Source organism: Pseudomonas fluorescens (assembly GCF_012974785.1).
Classification (GTDB): domain Bacteria; phylum Pseudomonadota; class Gammaproteobacteria; order Pseudomonadales; family Pseudomonadaceae; genus Aquipseudomonas; species Aquipseudomonas fluorescens_BT.
In genome coordinates this window covers 2321322-2346414 of record NZ_CP027561.1, presented here as the reverse complement: position 1 = coordinate 2346414, position 25093 = coordinate 2321322, and the positions used below count along the sequence as shown (strand labels likewise).

General features: G+C 56.2%; 19 protein-coding genes and 1 pseudogene. 14 read left to right on the top strand and 6 right to left on the bottom strand.

What is annotated here, in order from left to right:
* The first annotated feature begins 13 nt into the window (after positions 1 to 13).
* From C6Y56_RS10480 to C6Y56_RS10425, 13 genes and pseudogenes are all read left to right on the top strand, one after another.
* Positions 14 to 1468: a flavin-containing monooxygenase gene (locus tag C6Y56_RS10480; RefSeq protein WP_169429784.1), complete on the top strand. Its 1455-nt coding sequence runs from the start codon at positions 14 to 16 to the stop codon at positions 1466 to 1468.
* Positions 1469 to 1484: 16 nt separating this feature from the next.
* On the top strand, positions 1485 to 2423 hold the full coding sequence (locus C6Y56_RS10475) for an alpha/beta fold hydrolase (protein WP_169429783.1): 939 nt from the start codon (positions 1485 to 1487) through the stop codon (positions 2421 to 2423).
* A gap of 111 nt (positions 2424 to 2534) precedes the next feature.
* Positions 2535 to 3905 carry a 2-oxoadipate dioxygenase/decarboxylase HglS gene (gene hglS / locus C6Y56_RS10470; protein WP_169429782.1) on the top strand — a complete coding sequence of 457 codons (1371 nt, stop codon included), beginning with the start codon at positions 2535 to 2537 and terminating at the stop codon, positions 3903 to 3905.
* Positions 3906 to 4225: 320 nt separating this feature from the next.
* Positions 4226 to 4741 (top strand): Hcp family type VI secretion system effector, encoded by a 516-nt coding sequence (locus C6Y56_RS10465; protein ID WP_003226246.1) that lies wholly within the window; start codon positions 4226 to 4228, stop codon positions 4739 to 4741.
* Positions 4742 to 4871: 130 nt separating this feature from the next.
* A complete protein-coding gene (gene tssI, locus C6Y56_RS10460; protein ID WP_169429781.1) occupies positions 4872 to 6914 on the top strand; it encodes a type VI secretion system tip protein TssI/VgrG in 2043 nt (680 codons plus the stop codon).
* Positions 6904 to 7647 carry a DUF4123 domain-containing protein gene (locus C6Y56_RS10455; protein ID WP_169432619.1) on the top strand — a complete coding sequence of 248 codons (744 nt, stop codon included), beginning with the start codon at positions 6904 to 6906 and terminating at the stop codon, positions 7645 to 7647. Before tssI ends, C6Y56_RS10455 begins: the two co-directional genes overlap by 11 nt.
* Complete coding sequence (locus C6Y56_RS10450; RefSeq protein WP_249314390.1) at positions 7644 to 12464, top strand: RHS repeat-associated core domain-containing protein; 4821 nt, start codon at positions 7644 to 7646, stop codon at positions 12462 to 12464. The genes C6Y56_RS10455 and C6Y56_RS10450 overlap by 4 nt, the downstream gene beginning before the upstream one ends.
* On the top strand, positions 12461 to 13081 hold the full coding sequence (locus tag C6Y56_RS10445) for a hypothetical protein (RefSeq protein ID WP_169429780.1): 621 nt from the start codon (positions 12461 to 12463) through the stop codon (positions 13079 to 13081). Before C6Y56_RS10450 ends, C6Y56_RS10445 begins: the two co-directional genes overlap by 4 nt.
* A gap of 68 nt (positions 13082 to 13149) precedes the next feature.
* Positions 13150 to 13215: pseudogene (locus C6Y56_RS29535) on the top strand (RHS repeat-associated core domain-containing protein); the annotation flags it as partial.
* Entirely contained in the window at positions 13214 to 13423 is a 210-nt protein-coding gene (locus tag C6Y56_RS29530) for a polymorphic toxin type 47 domain-containing protein (protein WP_207866210.1), read from the top strand. The pseudogene C6Y56_RS29535 and the gene C6Y56_RS29530, both read left to right, overlap by 2 nt.
* Positions 13420 to 13824, top strand: a complete 405-nt coding sequence (locus C6Y56_RS10435; protein ID WP_169429779.1) for a hypothetical protein — start codon at positions 13420 to 13422, stop codon at positions 13822 to 13824. Before C6Y56_RS29530 ends, C6Y56_RS10435 begins: the two co-directional genes overlap by 4 nt.
* The gene (locus C6Y56_RS29135; RefSeq protein ID WP_169429778.1) at positions 13781 to 14353 is read left to right on the top strand and encodes an HNH/endonuclease VII fold putative polymorphic toxin; all 573 of its coding nucleotides are present in this window, start codon (positions 13781 to 13783) and stop codon (positions 14351 to 14353) included. Before C6Y56_RS10435 ends, C6Y56_RS29135 begins: the two co-directional genes overlap by 44 nt.
* The gene (locus C6Y56_RS10425) at positions 14350 to 14742 is read left to right on the top strand and encodes an Imm50 family immunity protein (RefSeq protein ID WP_102686526.1); all 393 of its coding nucleotides are present in this window, start codon (positions 14350 to 14352) and stop codon (positions 14740 to 14742) included. Before C6Y56_RS29135 ends, C6Y56_RS10425 begins: the two co-directional genes overlap by 4 nt.
* 1198 nt (positions 14743 to 15940) lie before the next feature.
* Here C6Y56_RS10425 and C6Y56_RS10420 read toward each other — a convergent pair.
* Positions 15941 to 16759 carry a VanW family protein gene (locus C6Y56_RS10420; RefSeq protein WP_169432618.1) on the bottom strand — a complete coding sequence of 273 codons (819 nt, stop codon included), beginning with the start codon at positions 16757 to 16759 and terminating at the stop codon, positions 15941 to 15943.
* Between the two features lie 244 nt (positions 16760 to 17003).
* Here C6Y56_RS10420 and C6Y56_RS10415 point away from each other — a divergent pair, with 244 nt between their 5' ends.
* Entirely contained in the window at positions 17004 to 17825 is an 822-nt protein-coding gene (locus C6Y56_RS10415; RefSeq protein WP_169429777.1) for a glycosyltransferase family 2 protein, read from the top strand.
* Positions 17826 to 18151: 326 nt separating this feature from the next.
* On the opposite strand, the gene C6Y56_RS10410 is transcribed toward C6Y56_RS10415, so the two are convergent.
* The 5 genes from C6Y56_RS10410 to C6Y56_RS10390 form a co-directional block, all read right to left on the bottom strand.
* Positions 18152 to 18736 (bottom strand): hypothetical protein, encoded by a 585-nt coding sequence (locus tag C6Y56_RS10410; protein ID WP_169432617.1) that lies wholly within the window; start codon positions 18734 to 18736, stop codon positions 18152 to 18154.
* Between the two features lie 113 nt (positions 18737 to 18849).
* Complete coding sequence (locus tag C6Y56_RS10405) at positions 18850 to 19917, bottom strand: lipocalin-like domain-containing protein (RefSeq protein WP_169429776.1); 1068 nt, start codon at positions 19915 to 19917, stop codon at positions 18850 to 18852.
* Positions 19907 to 22378 carry an ABC transporter permease gene (locus C6Y56_RS10400; RefSeq protein ID WP_169429775.1) on the bottom strand — a complete coding sequence of 824 codons (2472 nt, stop codon included), beginning with the start codon at positions 22376 to 22378 and terminating at the stop codon, positions 19907 to 19909. Before C6Y56_RS10400 ends, C6Y56_RS10405 begins: the two co-directional genes overlap by 11 nt.
* A complete protein-coding gene (locus tag C6Y56_RS10395; protein ID WP_169429774.1) occupies positions 22375 to 23028 on the bottom strand; it encodes an ABC transporter ATP-binding protein in 654 nt (217 codons plus the stop codon). The genes C6Y56_RS10400 and C6Y56_RS10395 overlap by 4 nt, the downstream gene beginning before the upstream one ends.
* A gap of 57 nt (positions 23029 to 23085) precedes the next feature.
* Positions 23086 to 24783 (bottom strand): sulfatase-like hydrolase/transferase, encoded by a 1698-nt coding sequence (locus C6Y56_RS10390; protein ID WP_169429773.1) that lies wholly within the window; start codon positions 24781 to 24783, stop codon positions 23086 to 23088.
* Positions 24784 to 25093: the final 310 nt, after the last annotated feature.

Genomic DNA, 25093 nt, shown 5'->3' with positions numbered 1-25093 from the left:
AAGAAGGAGGCCCATGCAGACCTATCAAGTGCTGATCATCGGCAGCGGGTTTGGCGGCCAGTGCGCGGCGGTCAATTTGCTCAAGGCCGGCATCGACGATTTTCGCTTGCTGGAGCGGCGGGACTTTTTCGGCGGCACCTGGTGCCAGAACACCTACCCTGGCGCGGCGGTGGATGTGCCGTCGCCCCTCTATTCCCTTTCGTTTGCGCCCTACCCCTGGACGCAGATGTTCGCCGAACAGGCCGAACTGCAACGCTACACCGAACACGTCATCGAGCGTTTCGGCCTGCGCGATCGGGTGGAACTGGAGGCCAACGTCGAGCGGGTCGAGTGGGATGACACCGAAAAACGCTGGGCTGTACACACTGGCACCAAAGGCATTTTTTATGCGCAGTTCCTGATCAATGCCACCGGGCCGTTGAGCCAACCGGTTATCCCAGACTTCCCCGGTCAGGATCGCTTCAAGGGCAAGACTTTTCATACAAACAATTGGGATCACAGTTACGACTATCACGCTAAACGCGTGGCAATTGTCGGCAGCGGCGCCAGTGCGGCTCAGGTGATTCCCGCGATTGCACCCGAGGTCGCCGAATTGCACGTATTTCAGCGCACCGCGCACTGGGTGCTGCCCCGGGCCGACCGTACTTTCGGGCGGTTCCAGCGCTGGTTGCTGGGTCTGAAACCGGCCTACAAACTGCTGCGCTGGATGATCTACTGGCAATTCGAAACCCGGGTCATCGCCTTCAAATACTCGAAACCGGCGATTCACATGGTGCAGCGACACGCCCTGAAGTTTCTCAAACGCCAGGTGGCTGACCCCGAGTTGCGGAAAAAACTCACACCGGACTTCACCATCGGCTGCAAAAGGGTATTGGTCTCCAGCACCTATTATCCGGCGCTTACCCGGCCCAATGTCACCTTGCACAGCCGCGAACAAGGTATCGCCACCCTCGACGAAACCGGCATCGTCACCACGGAGGGCCAGCACATCGACGTCGATCTGATCGTCTGGTCGACCGGTTACGACGCCACCGACGGCGTGATTTCCTACCCGGCCAGCGGAAAAAACGGCGTAAAACTGCGCGATGTCTGGGCGCAGTATCCACGCGCCTACCTCGGCACCAGCCTGCCGGACTTTCCCAATCTGTTTATCGTCACCGGGCCGAACACCGGCATCGGTCACACCTCGGCATTGTTCATCATCGAATCGCAGATGAACTACATCCTCGACTGTATCCGCACCGTGCAGGCCAAAGGTCTGCGCAGCATCGAAGTTCGCCCCGAAGCAGAACGTACCTACACTCAGATGATTCACCGGGAGATGGAGCGCACGGTCTGGAAAACCGGCGGCTGCCACAGTTGGTATCAAAGCAAGAGCGGTCATGTGATCGCGATGTTTCCCGGCTTCAGTTTCAGCTACCACCGCTTGACCCGGGCGCTGAAACCGGCCGACCACATTCTGTCTTGAACAAGGAAGACCCACGATGCTTTTGCTGTTTGTCGCCCTCGCAGTTTTCGTGGCCTGGAGCTGGTTGAGTTACCCGGCGGTCGGTCACTGGCTCTACGACCTGAGCGCGGCCCTGGAGGCCAGGCTTTACCGGTTGCACAAGATCGAAGTGCCCATCGCCGAAATGACCGTGTCGACCTGGCAAGGCGGGCCCTATGAAGCGTCGAGCAGCATTCTGATGCTGCACGGCTACAGCGCCGAAAAGAACCTGTGGCTGCGTTTTGCCCGGCACTTTGTCAGCCAGTATCGGGTGATCATCCCGGACCTGGCCGGTCACGGCGAAACCGGCTTCAAGGCCGGTGGCGGCTACGACATTCCGGTACAGGCCAAACGCATGATTCAGCTGCTCGACGTCTGCGGGGTAGAGAAAGTCCACGTTATCGGCAACTCCATGGGCGGTTACATCGCCGCGTGGCTGGCGGCGACCTATCCGGATCGCATCGCTTCGGTGGCGCTGCTCGACCCGGCCGGCGTCACCGCACCAGAAGCCAGCGACATGGAGCGTCACCTGGCTCGTGGGCACAATCCGTTCCTGATCAATTCCCGGGAAGAATTCCGACACTTCTATGCGATGACCATGGCCTCACCGCCCTGGGTACCCGGACTGGTGCTCGATGCCATTGCCCAACGCTATGAACAGCAACGGGACGAACTGGAAGAGATCTTCCGGGACTTCCGCGCCAGCCCGCCGATGGAACCAAAGCTGCCGGACATCAAATGCCCGGCGCTGTTGCTCTGGGGTCGCAAGGATCGGTTGATCGATGTCAGCAGCGTGCCGGTGTGGAGCAAGGGCATCGCCAATCTGCGGGTGGATGTGTGGGACGGTGTCGGGCACATGCCGATGGTCGAGCAGCCGTCGAACACGGCACGTTTGTATCGGGAGTTCCTGGGAGAAAACTCACGCGCGGACAGGTAAACGGTCAGTCGTTGGCAGAATGAAGTTCGTAGGATTCTTCGTTTGCCCGCGTCGGCGAAGGCTGCGATCTTTTCCTCCATCCTTTACGTGACCGTGCCAGGAATTTTTTTCATGACCGTGCAGCCGTTCGTCAGCCCCGACCTGATCCGCCAACGCTTCTCCAAAGCGATGTCCGATATGTACCGCGAAGAAGTGCCGCTGTATGGCGCACTGATGGAACTGGTGGAGCAGACCAACCGCGAAGTGCTGGCACGCGAGCCGCAGATCGCCAGTCAGTTGCACAGCACCGGCGAAATCCAACGGCTGGACATGGAACGCCACGGTGCAATCCGCGTCGGCACTGCCACCGAACTGGCCACCCTCGCCCGCCTGTTCGCCGTGATGGGCATGCAGCCTGTGGGTTATTACGACCTGACACCCGCCGGCGTGCCGGTGCATTCCACGGCGTTCCGTGCGGTGCATGAAAATGCGCTGCAGGTCAGCCCGTTCCGGGTGTTCACTTCGTTGCTGCGACTGGAATTGATTGAAGACCCCGAACTGCGAGCCTTCGCTCAATCAGTGTTGGATCAGCGTTCGATCTTCACCCCGACAGCGTTGCGCCTGATCGAGCAGGCCGAAGCCGCTGGCGGACTGACTGAGTCCGAAGCCGGGGAATTTGTCCTGCAAGCGCTGGAGACTTTTCGCTGGCACCACAGCGCCACCGTCACCGCCGCGCAATACCAGACCCTCAGCGCTCAGCATCGTCTGATCGCCGATGTCGTGGCCTTCAAGGGCCCGCACATCAACCACCTGACCCCGCGCACGCTGGACATCGACATCGTTCAGGCGCAGATGCCGCTGCATGGCATCACGCCAAAAGCGGTGATCGAAGGGCCGCCGCGTCGGCAACACCCGATCCTGTTGCGTCAGACCAGTTTCAAGGCGCTGGACGAGTCGATCGCCTTCACTGACCAGACAGAAACCCGAGGCAGCCACAGTGCTCGCTTCGGCGAGATCGAACAACGAGGTGCGGCGCTGACACCCAAGGGCCGGGCGTTATACGACCGTCTGCTGAATGCTGCGCGAGATGAATTGGGTGACTTCCCCAACGAAGCCAATGCCTCACGCTATAACGCGCTGATGACCCAGCACTTCAGCGAATTCCCTGACAGCCTCGATGGCATGCGCGAGCAGGAATTGGCGTATTTCCGCTATTTCCTGACAGGCAAAGGAAGTCGTCCCGCTGATGTAACGCTGCAAGGGTTATTACGCGACGGCTATGTGAAAGCCCAACCGCTGGTGTACGAAGATTTCCTGCCGGTCAGTGCGGCAGGGATTTTTCAGTCGAACCTGGGGGATGCGGCGCAGACGCACTATGGCGAGCATTCCAATCGACAGGCGTTCGAGTTGGCCTTGGGGCGTTCGACCATTGATGAGTTGGGGCTCTATGCCGAAACACAGCGTCGTTCGATTGAAGAATGCCTCACGGCGCTGACTCGATAAGCGGCGATGCGGCCTTTGGCCATACTGCGCAAGAAGTTGCGCAGTTGCTGGTAATAAAAAGGCCTCTCGAACTGCTGTAGGCCTTGTTTATCAAGGCCTACAGCCAAGTGCGCAAGAAGTTGCGCAGTACTGCGCAACTTCTTGCGCACTTCGAGCTACCGAACTGATCAAAAAACGCTCAAAGCCGCGATCCAGAGCGGTCAAGTCCCCGGCTCCCGGGGACGTGGCAAAAGCTGGCACGCTCCTTGATAACAGTCAGGCACCCACCGGGCGATTTCGCCTCCCGGGCACCCTAACTTTATCCGCAAGGAGAGCATCCCATGGCAACACCAGCGTACATGTCGGTTACCGGCGAAAAACAAGGCCTGATCACTGCCGGCGCCTTCACCGCCGACTCCGTTGGCAACACCTACCAGGAAGGTCACGAAGACCAGGTCATGGTTCAGGCGTTCAGCCACGACGTGATCATCCCGCGTGACCCGCAATCCGGTCAGCCAACCGGTCAGCGCGTTCACAAGCCAGTGATCATCACCAAGGTCTACGACAAGGCTTCGCCACTGCTGCAAGCTGCTCTGACCTCCGGCGAGCGCATGAGCGAAATCGTTATCCAGTGGTACCGCACTTCGGCTCAAGGTACCCAGGAGCACTACTACACCACCAAACTGGAAGACGCGATCATCGTCGCCATCAACAACAAAATGCACAACTGCCAGGATCCAGGCAACTCGCACTTCACCCACCTGGAAGAAGTGCAGTTCACCTACCGCAAAATCACCTGGACCCACGAAGTATCCGGTACTTCGGGTTCCGATGACTGGCGTGCTCCAGTCGTTTAATTACGGCTGATCGTTGCAAGCATCGGCCAGCTCTGCTGGTCGATGTTGTTTACGCCCTCCAGAATTTCGCGTGCGTTGATCCGCCTGGCGGTCATCGACGAACGCCGCTGTACAGCACGAGGAACAAGGGATGTTCGCGCCGGCCAATGAAACCCACTTTGCCCTGACCATCGAAGGTCTTTCCGCCGACTTTCAGGTGTTTACCCTGACCGGCCGGGAAGCCATCAGCCAGCCTTTTGTGTTCGAGGTGGAGCTGGTCAGTGAGCAGCCGTCGCTGGACCTCGAAACCCTGCTGCACAAACCGGCCTTTTTGCAGCTGTCGCCCGACGGCAGCGGCATCCACGGTCTGATCTACCGCGCCGCGCAAGGCGATTCCGGCAAGCGCCTGACGCGCTACTCCGTGACCCTGCGCCCGCAACTGGCGTACCTCGCGCACCGAATCAACCAGCGGATCTTCCAGAACCTCAGCGTGCCGAAAATCATCGGCAAGGTCCTCGAAGAACACGGCATTCAGGGCAACGCCTACACCTTCCAGACCGGCTCGATCTACCCCGAGCGCATCTACTGCGTGCAGTACGACGAATCGGATCTGCATTTCATCCAGCGCCTGTGCGAAGAAGAAGGCATTCACTACCACTTCCAGCACACCGCGACGGCGCACAAACTGGTGTTCGGCGATGACCAGACGGTGTTTAAGAAACTGGCGCCGGTGGCCTATCAGCAGGACTCCGGCATGGTCGCCAGCGACCCGGTGATCAAGCGCTTCGACCTGCGCCTGGAAACCCGCACCAGCCGCACCAGCCGCCGCGATTACGACTTCGAAAAACCGCGCATCACCCTCGAAAGCGAAAACCGTGGTGACGCCCTGCCCGACCTCGAGGACTACGATTACCCGGGCCGTTTCGTCGACCGAGAACGCGGCAAGCACCTGGCCAAACGCGCCCTCGAACGCCACCGCAGCGACTTCCAGCTCGCCGAAGGCAAGAGCGATCAGCCGCTGTTGGTCAGCGGCCATTTCCTCGCGCTGAAAGAACACCCTAAGCCCAAGTGGAATGACCTGTGGCTGCTCACCGAAGTCCTGCACGAAGGCAAGCAGCCGCAAGTGCTGGAAGAGTCGGTCACCAGTGACACCACCGCGCTGAAAGACGATTTCCATCAGGGCTACCGCAACCGCTTCCAGGCCACCCCGTGGGACGTGCCGAACCGCCCACCCCTGCGCCACCCGAAACCGCGCATCCTCGGCAGCCAGAGCGCCGTGGTCACCGGCCCGAAAGGTGAAGAAATCCACTGCGACGAATACGGCCGCGTCAAAGTCCAGTTCCACTGGGACCGCGACGGTCAGGCCGACGACAAGACCAGCTGCTGGCTGCGCGTCTCCAGCGCCTGGGCCGGCGCCCAGTACGGCGGCATCGCCATCCCGCGCATCGGCATGGAAGTGCTGGTCACCTTCCTCGAAGGCGACCCCGACCAGCCGCTGATCAGCGGCTGCCTGTACCACAAGGAAAACACCGTCCCCTACGCCCTGCCGGCGAACAAGACCCGCACCACCTTCAAAACCCTGAGTTCCATGGGCGGCGGTGGCTTCAACGAACTGCGCATCGAAGACAAGAAAGGTCAGGAACAGATCTTCCTCCACGCCCAACGCGACTGGGACGAGAACATCGAACACGACCAGAAAATCCGCGTCGGCAACGAACGCCACGACGTCGTGGAAAAAAACAGCTACACGGAATTCAAGGCCGAAGAACACCACACCGTTTACGCAGACCGCAAAGTCGAAGCACGGGCCAACGACCACCTGACCGTGGGCGTGAACCAGCACATCAAGATTGGCACCGGGCAATTCATCGACGCCGGCCAGGAAATTCACCTGAGCAGCGGAATGAAAGTGGTGCTGGAGGCTGGGGCCGAACTGACGCTGGTCGGCGGTGGCAGCTTCATCAAGATCGATGGCGGCGGCGTGACCATGAGCGGGCCGGCAATCAACATCAACTCCGGTGGTGGGCCGGGAAGCGGCACGGGGGCGGCGCCGTTGATGCCGGGCGTGCTGAAGCAGGCGGATGCCGACAAGGCTGGCGCCGTACTGACCCCGGCGCAAATCAACACCCTCAAGCGTAATGCGCCGTTTTGTGAAGAGTGTGAAAAATGCAAGGCAGGTGCTTGTGCCATCTAATCGACTGACACCCAAGGATTGGCTGGCACAACAGCCGCTGCAAAAAGATGAGCGTCTGTATTTGATCGTCAGCGCCGCCAGTGATGCCGAAGCGCTCAAGGCTTTGTATCAGAGTGAACCGTCCGTGCAGGCCATTCCCGTCTGGGGCGGGACGCCCTACTCCACCTGGCAACCGGTGATGCCTTACGTCGCCGAACTCAAGGCCAACTCGGCCTTCCTGCCCTGGATCACCGAAACCGACGCCCTCGACTGGGGCTGGCTGGCGATCTCCCGCTCGGAACCCAACGAAGTCTTCGAACACCTGCGCAGCCTGACCCAAGTGAAAATGCCGGACGGGACCGAGGTGTTTTTCCGGTTCTGGGATGGGCGGCATATCCATCCGATTCTTGAAGGGTTGGGTGAGACGGCTGGGGAAGTGCTGCCGGTGTTTGAGCGGTATCTGATTAATGGACGGAGCCTGGAAGTCGGGCCGAGGGTGGTGCCGAAGGTGAGGGATTGGCCGTGGTGGGAGGTGCCGAAAGACCTGCTGGACAGCTTGATGGCCGAAAATCCGTCAACCGTGATCGGCAACATGATGCAGTGGCTGCAGGAAGAGCATGCCGACCTGTACTTCTCGTTTCCGGAATCGAACCTGCAAAAGAAAGTGGCGCGCTTCGTAAAACGCACGCCACTCACGGAAGAAAATTTTACCGGCCTGCTGAAGGCCCATCTGGAAAGTGAGGTGGCTGTATGAGCATTTTGATGGGTGAGATTGTTGCCAATCTCAATGCAAAACAACCTGACGCTCAGGCCATCATCAGCGACTTCAAGAAGTGTCTGAAGGATTATCGCGAGCATGCCGAAGCCTGGTACGGCGGCATTCTGGACGCTGAGCAGCAGTTCAAGGTCGGTGACGAAGTCGGTACAGCGGACAAGGACAGCAAAAAGGAAAATACCCTTTATGCCAACTGCCCTGCCAACGGCAAACTGAAGCTGGTTCACAGTTTTGAATCAGCGCGTTTTGTCCCTATCGGCAATACGCCGGTGCGACTGGTGCCGGTGGAGGATGGCAAGCTCTATGGCAAGAACGAAGTCGGTCAAGCGATCAACGTCAAAATCGGCCCAAGCGGCATTCTGGAGGTCACAGGCCTCAAACCGCATCAGCAATATGAAATCACTTTTTTCCCGAATCCCACCAAGGCTCAGATCGATAGCCTGTTCAACTCCTATCAAGGCGTAATCGGGGACCTGAGCGGCTGGCTGCAAACAGAGTGGACCACCGATTTTCTGCCACTCTGGCAAGCACATACCAATGCATCCATGGGTGGACGGGCATTACAACAGCTGGAATCGGCCTGGAAGGGATTCCTCAAGGCAATCATGGGGCTGTGGGGGGACATCAAGAGCCTCTACGACCTGGTTGCGCACCCTCGGGAAAACTACGAGAAGCTCAAAAAGTTCTTCACCGAAGAACAGATAAAGAAGATCTATAACGCTTCGAAAGAAGCCATCCAAACAGCACTGCTGATCGCCAGTGACGAACCACTCATGTGGATCTACGTCGCGGCGATCGTCGCGTGGGTCAAGATGCTGCCTCCGCAGACCTGCACTGAAGTGCTGGCAGAACTGACTACGGAAGTACTGCTGAACATCCTGATCGGTATTGTTTTGACGGGCGGGATCGGTTTGGCCGTCCGTATTGGCACCAAGGGCCTTAATGCTGCAAGGAACAGCGGCAAGGTCATGACACTGATTGAAGACTTCACGTCGATGCTGATGAAGATCAGCAAGAAGAATGCGACGGCGCACGCCGATACGGCGAAACCGTTAATGCTCAACGGCAATTCGCCACTGAATCAGGCGCGAAAGGCAAGCGTAGAAATTGCGCCTCCAAAACCCGCAGAGACCGCCACACCACCCAAGAAAAAACCACCCGTTTCCGGAGGTGCTGTAGAGACGGATGCGCAGATTCATGCACGCGGCAAGAAGGAAAACAGTACCCGCGCCCAACAACAGGAAAAAGTAGACAACGCGCCCGACCAGTCCAAAAACCCGGCGGATCAACCTGCTCAGTGCGCCGATAAGACCTGCACTAACGGTGAACCGGTATCGATGGTGACCGGCGAGGAATTGCTGACACTCACAGACGGCATATTGGGTGGGCTGCTACCCGTTGAATGGACACGTCTCTACCGCAGCAGCGCGGTCGAAATCGACGGGCGTCTCGGCCATGGCTGGAGCCACTCCCTGTCCCATCGCCTGCAAATCAACGATGAAGGCGTGTTGTGGACTGATAACGAAAACCGTCAGACCCGCTTCCCGATGCCGACCGAACAACGGCCAGCCATCACCAACAGTCTGGCTCAGGCGGCGATTTATCTGGGCAGCGCGCCTGGTGAACTGATCCTCACCCAAGCAGGGGCAAAACCACGCTTTTATCATTTCCGCGCAGACCGCCTGACGACGGTCAGTGACTCGTACGGAAATCAGGTGCATATCAGCTATGACCTGGTGGGGCGGATCCAGCGCATCGATAACGGTGCTGGCCGCGCGTTGCTGTTGCGCTACGACGATCGCCATATCGTTGCCGTGGATCAGCAACAACAGCGTTCCGAGTATGACGAGCGTGGTGAGCGCCAGGATCCGTGGCTGACCATTCAGACCCTCGTCACCTATCGCTACAACGCTCGCAATCAATTGGTCTCGGCCTCCAACGCTGCAGGCGAAACCGAGCATTACCGCTATAACGATCAGCACGTCATTCTTGAGCGGCAACTGGCCGGTGGCGCCAGTTTCTTCTGGGAATGGGAACGTGAAGGCAAGCTCTCCCGCTGCGTACGTCATTGGGCCAACTACTCCCAACTGGAAGCTCGCTACGAGTGGGATGACAAGGGCACGGTAACGGTTCACAACGCCGATGGCAGTGAACAGGTTTACGTGCATGACGAAAATGCACGTCTGATCAGTGAAACCGCTGCCGATGGTGCTGAAACGCAAAACGCCTATGACGCTGAGGGGCGTCTTGTTGCTGTAAAAGATCCAATGGGGGCCATCACCGAGTATCAATACAGCGATGCCGGACGATTGATGGCTGTCATCCCGCCGGAAGAAGAACCGACCCACTACAACTATTTCGATGGTCAACTGATTGAAGTCAAACGTGGCAAGGCCCGTTGGCAGTACGACCGCAATCAACAAGGCGACATCACCCAGCAAATAGACCCACAGGGCAACGAAACCCGCTACAGCTACGACCGCCAGGGCCGCTTGCTGGAAATTCACCATCCTGATGGCAGCCGCCATCAACTGGGCTGGAACAACCTCGGCCAATTACTGGAGGAGCGCCTTCCGGACGGTGGTCAGCGCAAGTATCGCTATGACGCACTCGGACGCCAGATCACCCGGCAGGACGAATTCGGCGCCATTACCCATTACCAATGGGACGCCGTCGATCGCCTGACCCAGATCACCCTCCCCGGCGGTGCCACCCGGGCTTTCACCTACAATCCCTACGGACGCGTCACCGCCGAACGCGATGAGCTCGGCCGCATCACCCGCTACGAATACGCCGACAACCTGCATCTGGTCAGCCGCCGCATCAATCCCGACGGCAGCCAGTTGCGCTATCGCTACGACAACGCGGGCCTACTGCTCACTGAAATCGAAAACGAACGCGGCGAGCATTACAAGCTCGACTACTACGCCAACGGCCTGATCCAGCAGGAAACCGGTTTCGACGGCCGCCGTACCGCGTACGAATACGACCTCAACGGCCAGTTGCTGAAGAAAACCGAATTCGGCGACGACGGCAGCGAATTGGTCACCGAATATCAGCGCGATGCTGCCGGTCGACTGCTGGTGAAAACCCTCGCCGATGGCGAAGAGATTCACTACAGCTACGACGCTCTGGGCCGTCTGGTGAATGTCGACGACGGTCACTGGCCGCTTGCCTACGAATATGACGTGCAGGATCGCCTGATCACCGAGCATCAGGGCTGGGGCACCACACGTTACGAATACGACAGCGTCGGGCAACTGAGTCACTGCCGCCTCCCCGACGGCAGCACACTCGACTACCGCCATTTGTCAGGCGGACGTCTGAGCAGCATCGACCTCAACGGCTCACGCCTGACCAGCCACCAATTCAATGCCGGTCGCGAGCAGCAGCGCCAGCAAGGCCTGCTGCTCAGCCAGTACCAGTACGACGAACAAGGTCGCCTGCAAGCGCACAGCGTCAGCCAACGCGAGAAAAACCTGTTCCAGCGTCGCTATAACTACGACGCAAACGGCAACCTCGCCGGCATCGACGACAGCCGAAAAGGCAACCGCAGCTTCCACTACGACCCGCTGGACCGCTTGACCAGCGTACGTGGCGCGACACCTGAAACCTTCGCCCACGATCCGGCCGGCAACCTGCTCGGCCAGAACAACGAAGGCACAGCCAACTTCGCCAACGTCAAAGGCAACCGTCTGCTGATGCAAGGCGACCGCCACTACGACTACGACGCCTATGGCAACCTGATCCGCGAACGTCGCGGCACCGGACAGAAGCTCGTCACCGAATACCGCTACGACTGCCAGCATCGTCTGGTCGGTGTCAGCCTGCCGGGCGGTAGCACTGCATCCTATAAGTACGACGCCTTCGGTCGTCGCATCGAGAAAACTGTCGATGGCCAGACCACCGAATTCTTGTGGCAAGGCGAACGCCTGATCGCCGAAAGCGGTGAAACCCGTTATCGCACCTATATCTACGAACCCGGCAGCTTCCGCCCGCTGGCGATGCTCGACGGCGAAGGCCCGCTTAAGGCGACGCCGTTCTACTATCAACTCGATCATCTGGGCACACCGCAGGAACTCACCGACTACAGTGGCGAGATCATGTGGTCCGCGAAGTACCGTGCATACGGCAACCTCGCTGCGCTGGATGTCAGCGAAATCGACAACCCTTTGCGGTTCCAAGGTCAGTATTTTGATGCCGAGACGGGCCTACACTACAACCGTCATCGCTACTACAATCCGGGTACTGGACGTTTTCTGACTCCGGATCCGATTAAGCTTGCGGGTGGGTTGAATAACTACCAGTACGTAACAAATCCTACTGGCTGGGTTGATCCTCTGGGGCTCCAACAGTGTCCAGATAATCTAGGTAGATACTTAGACAAACCAGCGAATGCTGATGGGTCTCTTAATATTGGTGCGGGTTCAAATCCAATTGAAGGTTATTACAACATTGACATTGATCCCAAAACGCCCGGAGTACATGCAGGTAATGCGACAGATTTGTCAGGCATAAAATCTGGTTCGCAGAGCTACATCAACATGGATAACCCCTATGGCTTTGACCCTTTAAATCCGGAGATCCTAAGAGTGCTATCTGAAAATGGACAGATAACCATCACCGGCAGTGCTTACGCCAACAAATATATAAAAAAATCACTCAAAAGAATTGAAGAGCTTGGGCTTAAAATCGTTTCACAAACAAAAGTTGACCCAACGGGGTTCAAGACCATTGAAGGCGAGCAGATCGGGTCCAAATCACTTGATCGGTTCATTATCGAGAGAGCAAAATGATTTTTTCAATTGATATCACAGAGTGCTTTGGCGCGATCGACTCCGATAACGCAGGCGGGATCATAAGCTATATCAGCATCCCCCCCATCGAAAACCCTCGGGAAAAATTTCACCTTAATCTATCAAACTTCGTACTTAACTTAATCGACAAGCCCGTCATCGCCTCGATCAACAGGCAGAGCTCAAACTTTTTGGAGAACATGACCGAAGACGGCTTCCTTGTAATAAGACGAGCCAGTATTTCCTTTGAGTCAATAAAAGGCTACGAAAAATTATTACGACTATTAAACCAAGACCACGGATATTTGACCCACGAACGCTACGGCCAAAAATTGAACACCGGAGACAAGATCTACGACATCAGCGGAAGACTCTTTTCGAACCCGGAGCTTTTAATTAACTTCGCATTCATTTCACCCAGCACTATAACACTTGAATTTAACTCATCAGACCACACCTACATAGAAAGCTACCCCGAGCTTCAAAAATCTTTAGAAAAACTAAATTCAAGAGAAAAACCTACTCAACCACCTCTCACAGGCCTATTCGACCCCACATATAGCAACACTCATACAATTAGCAACTTTGACGCTGGCTATCGAATTTACAATAAATAATTACCACGCGATCACAACGGGGAGCAGATTCATTTTTTGTTTAAGAAGCCAAAGGGGACAAGCCAAAGGGGACTGGGCGTTTTCTGACTCCGGATCCGATCAAGCTTGCTGGTGGGTTGAACAGCTATCAGTATGAAAGTCAAAGAGTCAAAGGGGACAGATTTATTTTTTGCTGATGAAAATAAATCTGTCCCCTTTCAACGCACTTCCACTGACGGCCCTGCAGACCCCCATGTTGGATACCAAACACCGGGGAAACGCGGTACTGGTGGCGCAGTTAGAGGACATATCTTATTAGAATCAGTGCCTGTATCACGCGCGAGAATTGGAGACCCGCAATGAACTACCTAGAAAAAGAAATCGACTCTGTCTTAGAAGAGCAGAACATAGCAAATAAAAAACTAAACGAAATTGAACTTGCCAACCTAATCAGAGATTTAACGATCGCATTCTTCTCCTCTCCCTCCAAGAATCTGGATCCATATTTTTTGATACACACCGAAAAAAAGCATGATCCTGAATTCTGGAAAAAAGTTGACACAATTGACGACCTTGAATATCCCACTCTAATAGTTCACGACGACAAAACTCACGCTTGGAAACTAGAGTCTTCTACTGATCTCAAAGCGTTACTATTCGAAACGACTGGCTTCCCATTCTGGATAATAGGAAAAAATTTTAAAACCTTGACATACATGGATGACCACGACTGCGTACACACCAGCAAAAAACCTAACAAATAACGCACCTCCCAAAAAACATAATCCAAACAAATTAAAGCGGATACAAAATAAAGGGAGCAGATTTATTACCATTGAAAAAAATAAATCTATTCCCTTTCCACTCCGTCTCATTTTCACCCCGCATGATTTTCACAACATTTCAAAACCAACAGGCAAAATAAAAATCTTTCTCAAAACTAAAGGCAAAACTAAAGGGGACAAAACTAAAGAACTAAAGGGGACAGATTTATTTTTCGCTAAAGAAAATAAATCTGTCCCCTTTTCAGTCCCCTTTTCATTAATGACGGACAAGTCTGGAGAGAGCATCTTAAACAGTGATGGGAAACCAGTTCTTACTAGAGAATATCAATTCACACGTGCTGATGGCTCCAAAGTAGTCATCCAAGATCACTCAGCAGGGCATCAGTATAATGAGCCGGGAAATAAAGGTGACCAAACAGCACACTTCAATCTCAGGCCAATTGAAAATACGAGAACAGGCAAGGTTCCTGGTGCAAGAGATCACTATTATTTCAAGGAAAAAAAATGAATTCCTGGAACGAATTAGACGGAAGCAATTTTTTTAACAAGGTATTCACCTCACCCATCCCAATCGGGGAGATAGAACTGTTCTCCATAAATATTGACAACAGTAGACCAGTTATAATAATGGAGTTTGATATTCCAGATTACCCAGATGCACCGCCAGCCAAATGGAAGCAGTCTGGATTTAACACCTGCCGCATAGGTTTAAATTGCAGCAACATCGAAGACCTTTTAATAAAAAACATTCCCACCCATGAAAAAATGACAATCAAAATCACATCCAACGAACAAAAATTCAGAGTAATTGCATCCAGTGAAAATTCATTAATTGAATTCACTACTAAACATCCGCTACTTTGCGGCCCATCCGCTTACTTGAACGCCCCAGAATAACCAAAAAACCAAAGGGGACGAATAAATATCAAAACGGGGGCAGACTTATTTTCTTTGAAAAATGAATCCGCGCCCTTCCCAGTTAACTTGAAGAACAAAAATGAGCTTCCAGAAGACAATCCTTAGAAAAACATGGTGGGGTTTGGACCAAAGGGGGACCAAAGAAGGGGACAAGAAGGGGACAAGAAGGGGACAGATTTATTTTTCTTCGGACAAAATACGTCCGCCCCCCTTTCAATATGTAACACACGGATTTCCGGCATCTCCAGATCAAGTTCAAAAACACATGAAAAATACCAAACAATATGAGAAGAAAACTTAAATACGAACTCCAACCCCTCCGAGTACCCAGCGGATGGACAATCACAATCAACAACCTTTACGAGGTTGATCTCACCCCCGAAACTGCAGATTGGTTTAGTAGCTCAGTTTTACTAGGTGGTGCACGACAAACTACGGGACACTGCTTTGACTCCAGAGTTGAACCAGAAGGAGATCCATCGGGAGAGTTTGTAATTGAATTCCTAACAATCAAGTACGACAACAAAGGGAACCCTTTAAAAAACTCCGAGACATTCCTAGGGGAATTCAAAACAAAAAACAAGATGGAATTTATTAAAAAAATCGAAGATTTTATGCTTGAAGCATAACAAACCAAAATTTTTTTCGCTGAAGAAAATAAATCTGCTCCCTTTTCAACCTCTTTCATACATTATGTTCTTGAAGACAATCCCACCACATACCTCAGAGCTTGGAGATTCCATCAAATGAAGGTCGTATGTATATTCAATAACCTCAATCAAGCACCAAATCCAGAAACCGTATCAAGATTAAAAAAACACATATCACTTCCTGATGGCGAATTAGACCTGCAAATAGGAAAAGAATACATTGTCTACGGAATAGCATTCCGGGACAACTGCCCTTTGTACTAAATATGCTCAGAAACCCATGATGAATATCCCATTCCTGTCGCAGCTGACTTTTTCGAAGTCATCGACAGAAAACTTTCGTGCTATTGGAAACTTTGCTTTCTCGCCTTAAAATCAAAGCCAGAAAGCAAGTTAGTATTCGCTGAGTGAGCTTCAGATATTAATTTTTATGAAAACCTGATTAATGGCGACAGACAAGCCATCGCTATATTTTCCAAATACAGAAAACTCATGGATGCAGAAGAATAGTAATTCCAGAACCATGATTACTTCGTATCGATCAACGCGTCCAACACCTCATACTTAACCACCACCCGATTCCCATACAACCGCTCCCTCTCCACCAACACCCCCACCTGCCCCTTCTCCCTCACCTCCCGCCAAATCTCATTCTCCCGATACACCCGCTCCCCCTCCCGCACAAACCGATGCCCCACCTCGAACACGTGATACCGATAAGCCCGCTCCCGATCACACAACAATTCCCCCTCCAGTTGCGTCTCCCCCACCCTCAGCTTCAGCTGAAAGCTGCGATCCGTCGGGTTGTGCAGTACCAGGTCGATGTAGTTGTAGAAGATCGCTGCGCCGGAGCCGAATGGCAGGACGCGGCCGTCGTCCGGGAAGGGGTCGAAGCTGTGGTTGGCGCGTTCGATGACGACCAGGGGTGAGTGAATGGCCATCCAGTGGATGAGGTTGCTGAGTTGGCAGATGCCGCCGCCGATGCCGGTGCGGGCCTGGCCGAAGGACAGTTCCATGCCTTCGACGTAGCCGCGTTGGCGGGTCGGGCGGCCTACGAGGCGGCAGAAGGAGAAATATTCGCCGGGGGCGATGGTGACGCCGTCGATGGCAGCGACGGCGAGTTTGAGGTTGATGACTTTGTTGTGTTGCAGCGCCAGGTCCGAGTCGCCGAGTTTGCGGATCAGTTTTGAGGTGTGTTTGAGGTAGCGATACGGCAAGCGCTCGGACGTCGTGGCCGGCCGTGCGTAGCGTTTGCTCGAGCAGTGCCAGGCGATGTGGCGAAACAGTCTTTTTTGCCACACGCGCAGCCAGTAAAGGGCCGGGTGGTAGAGGGAAAGTGGTTTCATCCGTGGCGAACGGCGCGGGCCGTTGTCTTCCTTGAACTTGAAATGGCGGCGCATCTTACCGTGGAACCGCGCTTGATCGCCAAGCGCCTCGCCGGTGTCGCAAGCCGTAACAAGTCGCCCGGTCCGGACGCTCGAAAATTAAGCTTGAACTAAGGTTGCGTCCCTACCATCCGGGCCACAAAGCAGCGGTTCTGTGGGCTGATTGCCGTCAGCAGAACCCTTCAACTTGAAGTGAGCCCAGACCATGAGTGCGATCGATTCCACCTCAAAACAACTGCCCGCCTTCAGTCTTGTATTGGTCAATTACAAGACGCCGGAAATAACCCGGATGTGCCTGGAGTTTCTCGAGCAATACGTCAAGGAGCATCAAATTCCGGTGTGGGTGGTGGACAACGATTCCGCCGATGAAAGCCTGATCTACTTGCGGTCCCTGGACTGGATCAACTTGATCGAGCGCCCTTCACCCGGCAAGGAAGCGGGGCATATTGCTCATGGCAAGGCACTTGATCTGGCACTTGCGAAAGTTGAAACCGATTACCTGTTTTTGCTGCACACCGACACTTTCGTTTTTGACAGTACTGTCTTTTCGATGATGATGAATGAGTGCATGCAATCTTTGGATACAGCGGCGGTCGGTTGCGTCGAGCAATTAGATCGCGGCGTCCTTAGAGACACCTGGCGTTTGTCTTCACGTTACTTCAAACACTATTTCCGCAGGGCAAAACAGCATTTTGGGTTGCCCTCCAGAGATCCAAAACCCTACCGGGAAACTCACCTGAAAAGCTTCTGCACCTTGTGGAACGCTCAGTTGATCAAGGCTCACGGGCTGCATTTTTCGATGGATGACCGGGTCCCGGGATACACGCTGCAGGATCGTTTAAGCAACCTTGGCTACGGCATCAAATGCCTCTCGCCGCGAACGATCTTCCGCTACCTGGATCACATCCAGGCCGGCACCGTGGCTGCTATCGGTGGATATGGCACGCGACACCGCCGTACCACCATGTACCAGGAAACGCTCAAGCGCCTTCAGTTACAACAAGGCATGCGACCCGCCAAATCGTAAGACAATAAAAAAAGGGCGACTTCACAGTCGCCCTTTTTGCATCTGAATTCTTTGGCCTCCACTCCGAGGAGGTGTTCGCCCAGTGTAATGGCCTGGCAATCCATGCACCGGTAAAGAGCCCTGACACTGGGCGAACGCGAAGGATTTTAATGGAAATTGGCGGATATGTCGTCCTGCTTCAACATGAAATTTATGTACTGAAAAGTTAAAGAAAATATTCGTCGATATTTCCCGACAAACTTTCTGAATTCATCACCTTGAACACTTTATATGACTGCTCTCATACAATTACTTGTACAAGAACAGCCGTTATGTAGAGTCAATACTCAACTTTCATGCTGACTGGTCACTTTTAATACATCGGTGTATGTGACCACCACACTCTGCCCGACTTTCAAATCTTTCAGTTTGGCCTGAATCTCAGGCTTCTCGACGTTGAGGGTTTTCGACTGGCCTGAAGGATTTTCCAGGGTGACCTGGTTTGTCGCCAAATCAATTTTGGTGATTTTCAGTTGCACCTGAACCTGGCGGAAAGCCTCGCCCCCCGGGTTGCTGCTGCCCACGGCATTGCGCAGTTCACCGGTGCGCTCGGTGGAACCTGGCAGACCTTTATCCACATCGGTGTCCAGATAAGCGGCGACCGAACGAGTCACCTCGATCTTGACCAGATCCCCCACCTTCAGATTTCCGAGGTTTTTGGCCTTGTCGCTGAGCTGGATATGTACCTGGCGACCTTCCGCACCCTCAAGAACAACCTGATGATTGGCCGGGTCAACCGCCAGCACTTTGGTGGTTACCCGGTCGGCCTCGACCGTGGCCGACAGCGGGATATCGTTGGCCATCGCCGAAAGGCTGGCAGCAGAAAGGGCGGCGGCGAGTGCAATGGCGTGCGTCAGTGCTTTGAGCTTCATAAGCGGTACTTTCCCTGTGATGGATGACAGCACCCGGCGCCGAATCGGTCTCGGCACCGCGCGTGCCAAGGAGCATAGACGCTGATCGGCCGTTGCTCCCCGAACCGGGTCAATCAGTACCCGGTCATCTCCAGATAGCCCTGCCCGCCCCGATTGCCGCTCAAGCGCACCGGCCCTTCCCAATACGGAATGCGCAGGTTCATCCAGGCATCGGGGTTGATCGCATCGAGGGTGATTTGCAGGTTTTTTTGCGCAATGTCGATCGACCAGCGCACCGGCATCGAACGGCCGGCCACTTTCGCAGTGCCCTGCGGGGTCAGCTTGATCTGCTCGGCGTGCAGGGTTTCGGTCTGGCCATCGGCGCCAATCCACGTGCCGGTGAGGTACGGCGCCCCTTGCTTCTGGCGCATGCGGTAGAGCATGACGTGTTCGCCGCCATCCAGATGCAGGGAGAACCAGTCCCAACCGGTCTGGTTGGCGGTCAGCGGTTGGCTGCTCCATTCGCGGTCGAGCCAGGCCGGGCCGTTGACGGTGTAGGTCTGGCCGTCGATCTGCAGGGTGCCGCTGGCCTGAAAAAACGGCTGGCTGTAGTAATACGACGCCTGTCCCTGTTCGGATTTCTGACTGAAACCGTGATCACCTTGCAGCACCAGCGGACGGCTGGAAGTCAGCCTCAACTGATAGCTGAAGTTTTTGTCCTTTGCGCTGAGCTGCATGTCGCCCAGCGGATCACTCGCCTGACTGACGAAACGCCAGTCATCGATCCACGCCTCGAACGGCGCGGCACGCACCCCGGCCTGGCCGACACCACCCCGGGCATAACGCTCGGCGGCGTGATGGACGCTGGCCGAGGTCACCGCCGCATGACCGAGCCAGATCGTTTGATTGGCCCACCCCGGTTGTTCCGGCAAGGCGTTCAGGGCGCTGCGAAACAACGTCCACTGAACGCCGAAATCATTGCCCTGAGCATCCTTGAGATTGGCCGTGACATACCACCATTCGATGCGAAAACCGTCATGGGCGCCGTGATCCGCCGGGAAACTGAACACCCGCCCCGGCACCACCGGCGTGAAGGCCTGCGCCTGAGCGCCCATCCCGGCAAAACCTTTCTGTTCCGGTGCCGGGTTGTCGCAGCCAGTGAGCAACAGCGCCAGGCACACCGCAGCGAAGTTAATCCTCATGGGCAAACGTCCTCAACAAGTCCGCCGGCTGCGTGCGGTACAACGAATACAGCGGCCACGCCGAGGCCAGTAGCGTCGCCAGCAGCGCCAGCCCGGTCAGTTGCAGCAACTGCAACGGAAACACCCGCAACGGCAGGCGCCAGCCAAAGGCCTGCACGTTGATCACCGCATCCAGACACCACGCCAGCCCGATGCCCAATGGCAATGCCAACACCAGCGTCAGTACCGCCAGCAACCAGGTCTGACCGAGGTTGAGCAGCATCAATTGCCGTCGCGTCACCCCCAAGGCCCACAACGGCGCGAGTTGGCCGAGACGGCTCTGGCTCTGGGTCAGCAGGCTGATGAACAACGCCACACCGGCGACCGCCAGCGTCAGGCTGTTGAGCGCGGCCGTCGCGGCAAAGGTCCGCTCAAAAACCTGCACCGACCAGCCCTTGAGCCGCGCCTGATCGACGATGCGGCTGTCGTCGAGCTGGAAGCGTGCCTGCAAGGCACTGAGCAGTGCCGGGATCTTTGCCGGTTCGATCCGCAGGTTGAACCGGTTCGGTGTCAGTTGCGGCCAACTGCGCAACAGGTGATTGCTGTTGACCAGCACATGGCCCTTGGGATTGCCGTAGTCGGCGTAGATCCCGACGATGCGCGGCGACCACGACAGGCCCGGCGTCGGAATCGTCAGGTGATCGCCCGGCCGCACCTTGAGCCGGCGCGCGAGTTGTTCGCTGAGCATCACCGCGTCATCGGTGGCCAGCAAAGCCCATGGGTCGTTGCCCCGGGCTTCGAGCAGCGGCCAGTGCTGACGATAGTGCGGATGGTCGATGATGCCGAACACTTCCGTCGGCCAGCCTTGCAGCGTCACCGAAACCTGCCAGTTGGGCAGGATCGCCGTGACACTCGGCTGTTGTTTGAGCCAGCTGTACAGCTCGCGCGCCTGAGCCGGATTGCTCGGGTTCAGATAGAGCTCGGCAGTGAGCCGTTGTTCGAGCCAGTCGTTGAAGGTCTGGCGGAAACCGGTGGTCATGCTGCCGGCGCCGATGTTCGCCGCCAGCGCCAGCAGCAACGCCATCAGCGCCAGACTCAGCGCCGGCAATTGCTGTCGGCAGTCGGCGAGAAACCACTGCCCCAGCACCGAACGACTGCGCCCGAGCAAGCCGTTCAACAGCGCACTGAGCACCACCGGCAGCGCCAACGCGGCCCCGAGCAACAACCCCGCCATCAACACGAAACCACTGGCCAGACTGTTACCCGACACCAGCGCAATCAAAGCAATCGCCGCAAACACCCCGGCCACCCAGCCCTGTCGGCGCAACCAGCGCGCATGCTGTTCATGCCAGGCTTGCGGATCGGCCACCGCCAACAACGGCAGCCGCGCCGCTCGCAACAGGCTGTTGGCCCCGGCCAGCAACGCGCCGAGCAGACTCAAGCCAATGCCGCTGAACCACCACCACGAACTCAGGCGCAACTGCCCCGCCACCTCCGCGCCGTACAACCCGCGCAGGCTGGCGGCGACATCCGGTAGCAGCACACTGGCCAGCCAGTAGCCGCTGACGACACCAAACAGTCCGCCGATCAACGCCAGCGCACCGAGTTCGACGATCAGACAAGCAATCAGCATTCGCGCACTGACACCGCAGGCGCGCAACGTACGCAACAGCCCACGACGCTGTTCCAGCGCCAGACCGATAGCCGCATGCACGATGAACAGGCCGACGACAAACGAGAGAAAACCAAGTGCATCGAGATTGAGATGAAAACTCTCGGTCAGCCGCGCCAGATTGCTTTCTTCGCCGCTGCTCTTGAGCTGCAACCGGCCCTTGAACGCGGCCGGTACGTCGGCGTGAAAATCGTTGGGCAACGTCAGCCGCGACAGTTGACCGGGTTGTTCGAGCACACGTTGAGCAACACCGACGTCCACCAGCAAGACACCGGGAGCCATGTCCTTCTGCGCCAGTAACGGTGGCAACGTCTGACCGGTTCCGGTTTGCGGTGTGTCACCTTCTGACAGGTTCAACGTTTGCAAGGTGTCGGGGGAAATCCAGGTGCTGCCCGGCGGGCTGAAGAACTCGACGATGCGCTCGATCGGCATCGCCTGCCCCGCCACAGCACTATCGGCCGGCAGCGACACCGGCTCGATACCCATCAATTGCAGGCGTTGAGATTCATGGTCCTTGAGGATCAAACGGCCCTGCAAAACCGGCGAAACCGGCCAGCCCTGACGGCGCAGATCGACAAACCACTGCTGCGAAAACGTCGCGCCACCTGGCGCACTCAGGCTGGCTTGGGGTTCGCCGCCGATCATCCGGCTGGCTCGCGCGTAACTGTCCCGCGCCTGGCTGTTGAGCGCTTCGACGCCGGTCAACAGACTGGTGGCCAGCCATAACCCGGTGAGCACGCTGAAAAACTGCACCGGATGTCGCCGCCAGTGACTGAGCAAGGCGATCAGGGCCAGCCGGAAAACCCTCACGTCAGTCGACCGCTGGACAACACCACCCGCTCCGCCAGTCGCGCGGCCACGCGCTGACTGTGAGTGACCATCAGCAAGGTGGTCGGCGTGTTCTCGAGCAGTTCCAGCAACAGCCGCAGCACCTCGTCACTGGTTGACTCGTCGAGGCTGCCGGTGGGTTCGTCGGCCAGCAACAACTTGGGCCGCGATGCCAACGCCCGGCCGAGCGCGACCCGTTGCTGCTGGCCACCAGAGAGTTGTTCGGGATAACGCTTGAGCAGATCCTCCAGGCCCAGACGCTGCACCAGATGGTTCTGCCAGCGCGGATCATGGCGTCCGGCGAGTCGTGCCTGAAACGCCAGGTTGTCTTCGATGCGCAGGCTGCCGATCAGGTTGTACTGCTGGAACACCAGACCGATTTCCGTGCGGCGCCAGTGGGCCAGTTGCGCTTCGCTCATTTCGTCGAGTCGATGTTCGCCGCTGCGGATGCTGCCGCTGTCGACTTTATCCAGACCGGCAATCAGGTGCAGCAGCGTGCTTTTGCCGCTGCCCGACTCGCCCATCAGCGCCAGACTGCTTCCCGGTTTGAGTGTCAGGTCGATGCCTTGCAACACGGGCAACGGGCCTTGAGGGGTGAGATAGCTCTTGAAGACGTTTTGAACCTGCAGCATGCCGCCATCCGATCGAACCGTGTGGGGCAAGGATAGCGGATAGCGGATGGCGCAGGGTTACTGTCCTGCTGCAATGCTGGTGGGCGACTCACCCGGCGTGACGATGCTGTTCAGGTCGATATGTTTCCACTCGGGCCTGGCCCCCAACCGCGCATTGAAGCGGTAGTTGAAGGTGAAATCGTCCGCTGTCGGCACGCTCAGCGGTTTGCCGTAGACCGATTCGATCCCCGCCAGGTCGTAGCCCATCAACTGCAGCAGGGTCGGAAAGATGTTGTAGTGACTGGAGCGATCCTTGTTGGCCGCCAGTTGTGCCGACCAGTCGAGGGAGTGCAACTGATCGCCCTGAATCAGCACCAGCGGCACCAGCCCCTCCTCTTCCACCGGGTCGCCACCGCAATGGGTGTTGAGCCCCGGGTTACCGCGCTCGTGCAGGTCCTGGCCGTGGTCCGAGGTGTAGATCAGCAGTGCGTTGTTCAGATTGGCCTGGGCAAACACCCGCGAGAAAAATTCGCCGACATTCCACAACAAGGTGTTCTTGTAGGCGTTACGGTACAGCACCCAGTCATCCGGCTGGCCGTTGAAACCGTCGCGCTTGCCGGTGTCGGCGACTTCGGTGAACTGCCCTCGCGGCAACGTCGGGCGGTAGGCCATGAAGGCGTCCGGGTATTTGTCGTGCACCGGGAAATGCGCGCCGACCTTGTTGATCACCACCAGCTCCGGTTTGTCGTCGTTGAGCAGTTCGATCAGCTTGGCAGCGGCGGCCATGTCGCGATCGCGGACGCTGGTCTGGTCAAATTGCACGAACTCGTCGATGTCCTTTTTCTCGGTGTCGGTCATCAGGTTCTGCAGATTGCCGCCGGTACGCTGGGCATCGATGTAGACCGTGCGCAGGCCGGCTTTTTTCGCGTACTGCCAGATCGACGGCAGCGTGGTGTTGATGCGCATGTAATCGGCGCGAGTGCCGCCGTAGCGCAGGGTGACGTTGGTGTCGGCGCTGCAATTGGCGATGGACGCCGCGTAGCCGTAGTTGAAGATCTCGACACCCGGATGCGCTTGCTTGAGGTTGCTGTGCACGCCAAACGGCGCGTTGATGTCCAGGTAATTGCCGGAAATGCTTTCGTCGATGATCAGCACGATGTCGTGACTCACCGCCGGGCCGTTGCGCGTCAGGGTCACTGGCTCACGGGGGCCGACAGTGTTGTGCAGCGCCTCGTAGCCAAACAGGTTGAGGTAGGCCAGCGGCGTGTACATGATCGGCAAGCCCCGCGCCCCTTCCCCGGCCCGCACGAACAGTACGGCGCTGAGCAGCAACACCCCCAGCACCGGCGCCGCGACTCTCAGTGCATTGGGAACCGGAATCGAATGACGCGGCCGCAGGCCGATGCCGATCAACAGCAAAAGACCGTTGAGCACCCCGTGGGCGATCGCGTCCCGGTACTGGTACGCCGCTTCCTGGATGAAGCCGCCCGAATAAACCAGTGAGACAAAACTGCTGTACGTCAGGTAATCGGCAGTGACCCGGGTATAGACATCAAAGAACACCGCCGAAATAAACATCGCCAATGCGAACAAGTGCCGAATGAAAGTCTGCCTTATATAGGCCGTTAGCAATAATGCGAACGTCAGCGCCAAAAACATCGCGCCAAAAAGTAGTACTGCCGGACCGATACCCATGGCGTTTAAACGTTCAAGGTAATAATCGGAATAAAGCAGTAGATAAATAATTAAAAGCAGTTCTTTCAAATATCGAAACATGGCGATTCCGGGACGCTTGCGACGGGGCATGGTCAATCGCTTGTCGGTCATTTTCTGACACTAGCAGCGGGCCATCAAAGCGCAAGAATTGTCCGACTTTTGCCAAAAGCGTCAAAAAAACATTGACTCAAAACTGACACACCCAAGTCGTTACAGGCCTTGTATTTTGTGGCCTACGACCGTTTATCGTTTTCTTTGAAATGTGAAAAGCATGTCAAGGACGGGACAAATCCAGATACAGCAAGTACTTGATGGCCAATCGCCCCCAAAAACGGGGGTGTTATACACATGCAACATGTCATTTTGCTGA

What these genes read in the sequence shown, in the direction of transcription:
- C6Y56_RS10480 (WP_169429784.1), top strand. Translation starts at nt 14, where the DNA reads ATGCAGACCTATCAAGTGCTGATCATCGGCAGCGGGTTTGGCGGCCAG.
- C6Y56_RS10475 (WP_169429783.1), top strand. Translation starts at nt 1,485, where the DNA reads ATGCTTTTGCTGTTTGTCGCCCTCGCAGTTTTCGTGGCCTGGAGCTGG.
- hglS (WP_169429782.1), top strand. Translation starts at nt 2,535, where the DNA reads ATGACCGTGCAGCCGTTCGTCAGCCCCGACCTGATCCGCCAACGCTTC.
- C6Y56_RS10465 (WP_003226246.1), top strand. Translation starts at nt 4,226, where the DNA reads ATGGCAACACCAGCGTACATGTCGGTTACCGGCGAAAAACAAGGCCTG.
- tssI (WP_169429781.1), top strand. Translation starts at nt 4,872, where the DNA reads ATGTTCGCGCCGGCCAATGAAACCCACTTTGCCCTGACCATCGAAGGT.
- C6Y56_RS10450 (WP_249314390.1), top strand. Translation starts at nt 7,644, where the DNA reads ATGAGCATTTTGATGGGTGAGATTGTTGCCAATCTCAATGCAAAACAA.
- C6Y56_RS10445 (WP_169429780.1), top strand. Translation starts at nt 12,461, where the DNA reads ATGATTTTTTCAATTGATATCACAGAGTGCTTTGGCGCGATCGACTCC.
- C6Y56_RS29530 (WP_207866210.1), top strand. Translation starts at nt 13,214, where the DNA reads ATGAAAGTCAAAGAGTCAAAGGGGACAGATTTATTTTTTGCTGATGAA.
- C6Y56_RS10435 (WP_169429779.1), top strand. Translation starts at nt 13,420, where the DNA reads ATGAACTACCTAGAAAAAGAAATCGACTCTGTCTTAGAAGAGCAGAAC.
- C6Y56_RS29135 (WP_169429778.1), top strand. Translation starts at nt 13,781, where the DNA reads ATGACCACGACTGCGTACACACCAGCAAAAAACCTAACAAATAACGCA.
- C6Y56_RS10425 (WP_102686526.1), top strand. Translation starts at nt 14,350, where the DNA reads ATGAATTCCTGGAACGAATTAGACGGAAGCAATTTTTTTAACAAGGTA.
- C6Y56_RS10420 (WP_169432618.1), bottom strand. Translation starts at nt 16,759, where the DNA reads ATGAAACCACTTTCCCTCTACCACCCGGCCCTTTACTGGCTGCGCGTG.
- C6Y56_RS10415 (WP_169429777.1), top strand. Translation starts at nt 17,004, where the DNA reads ATGAGTGCGATCGATTCCACCTCAAAACAACTGCCCGCCTTCAGTCTT.
- C6Y56_RS10410 (WP_169432617.1), bottom strand. Translation starts at nt 18,736, where the DNA reads ATGAAGCTCAAAGCACTGACGCACGCCATTGCACTCGCCGCCGCCCTT.
- C6Y56_RS10405 (WP_169429776.1), bottom strand. Translation starts at nt 19,917, where the DNA reads ATGAGGATTAACTTCGCTGCGGTGTGCCTGGCGCTGTTGCTCACTGGC.
- C6Y56_RS10395 (WP_169429774.1), bottom strand. Translation starts at nt 23,028, where the DNA reads ATGCTGCAGGTTCAAAACGTCTTCAAGAGCTATCTCACCCCTCAAGGC.
- C6Y56_RS10390 (WP_169429773.1), bottom strand. Translation starts at nt 24,783, where the DNA reads ATGTTTCGATATTTGAAAGAACTGCTTTTAATTATTTATCTACTGCTT.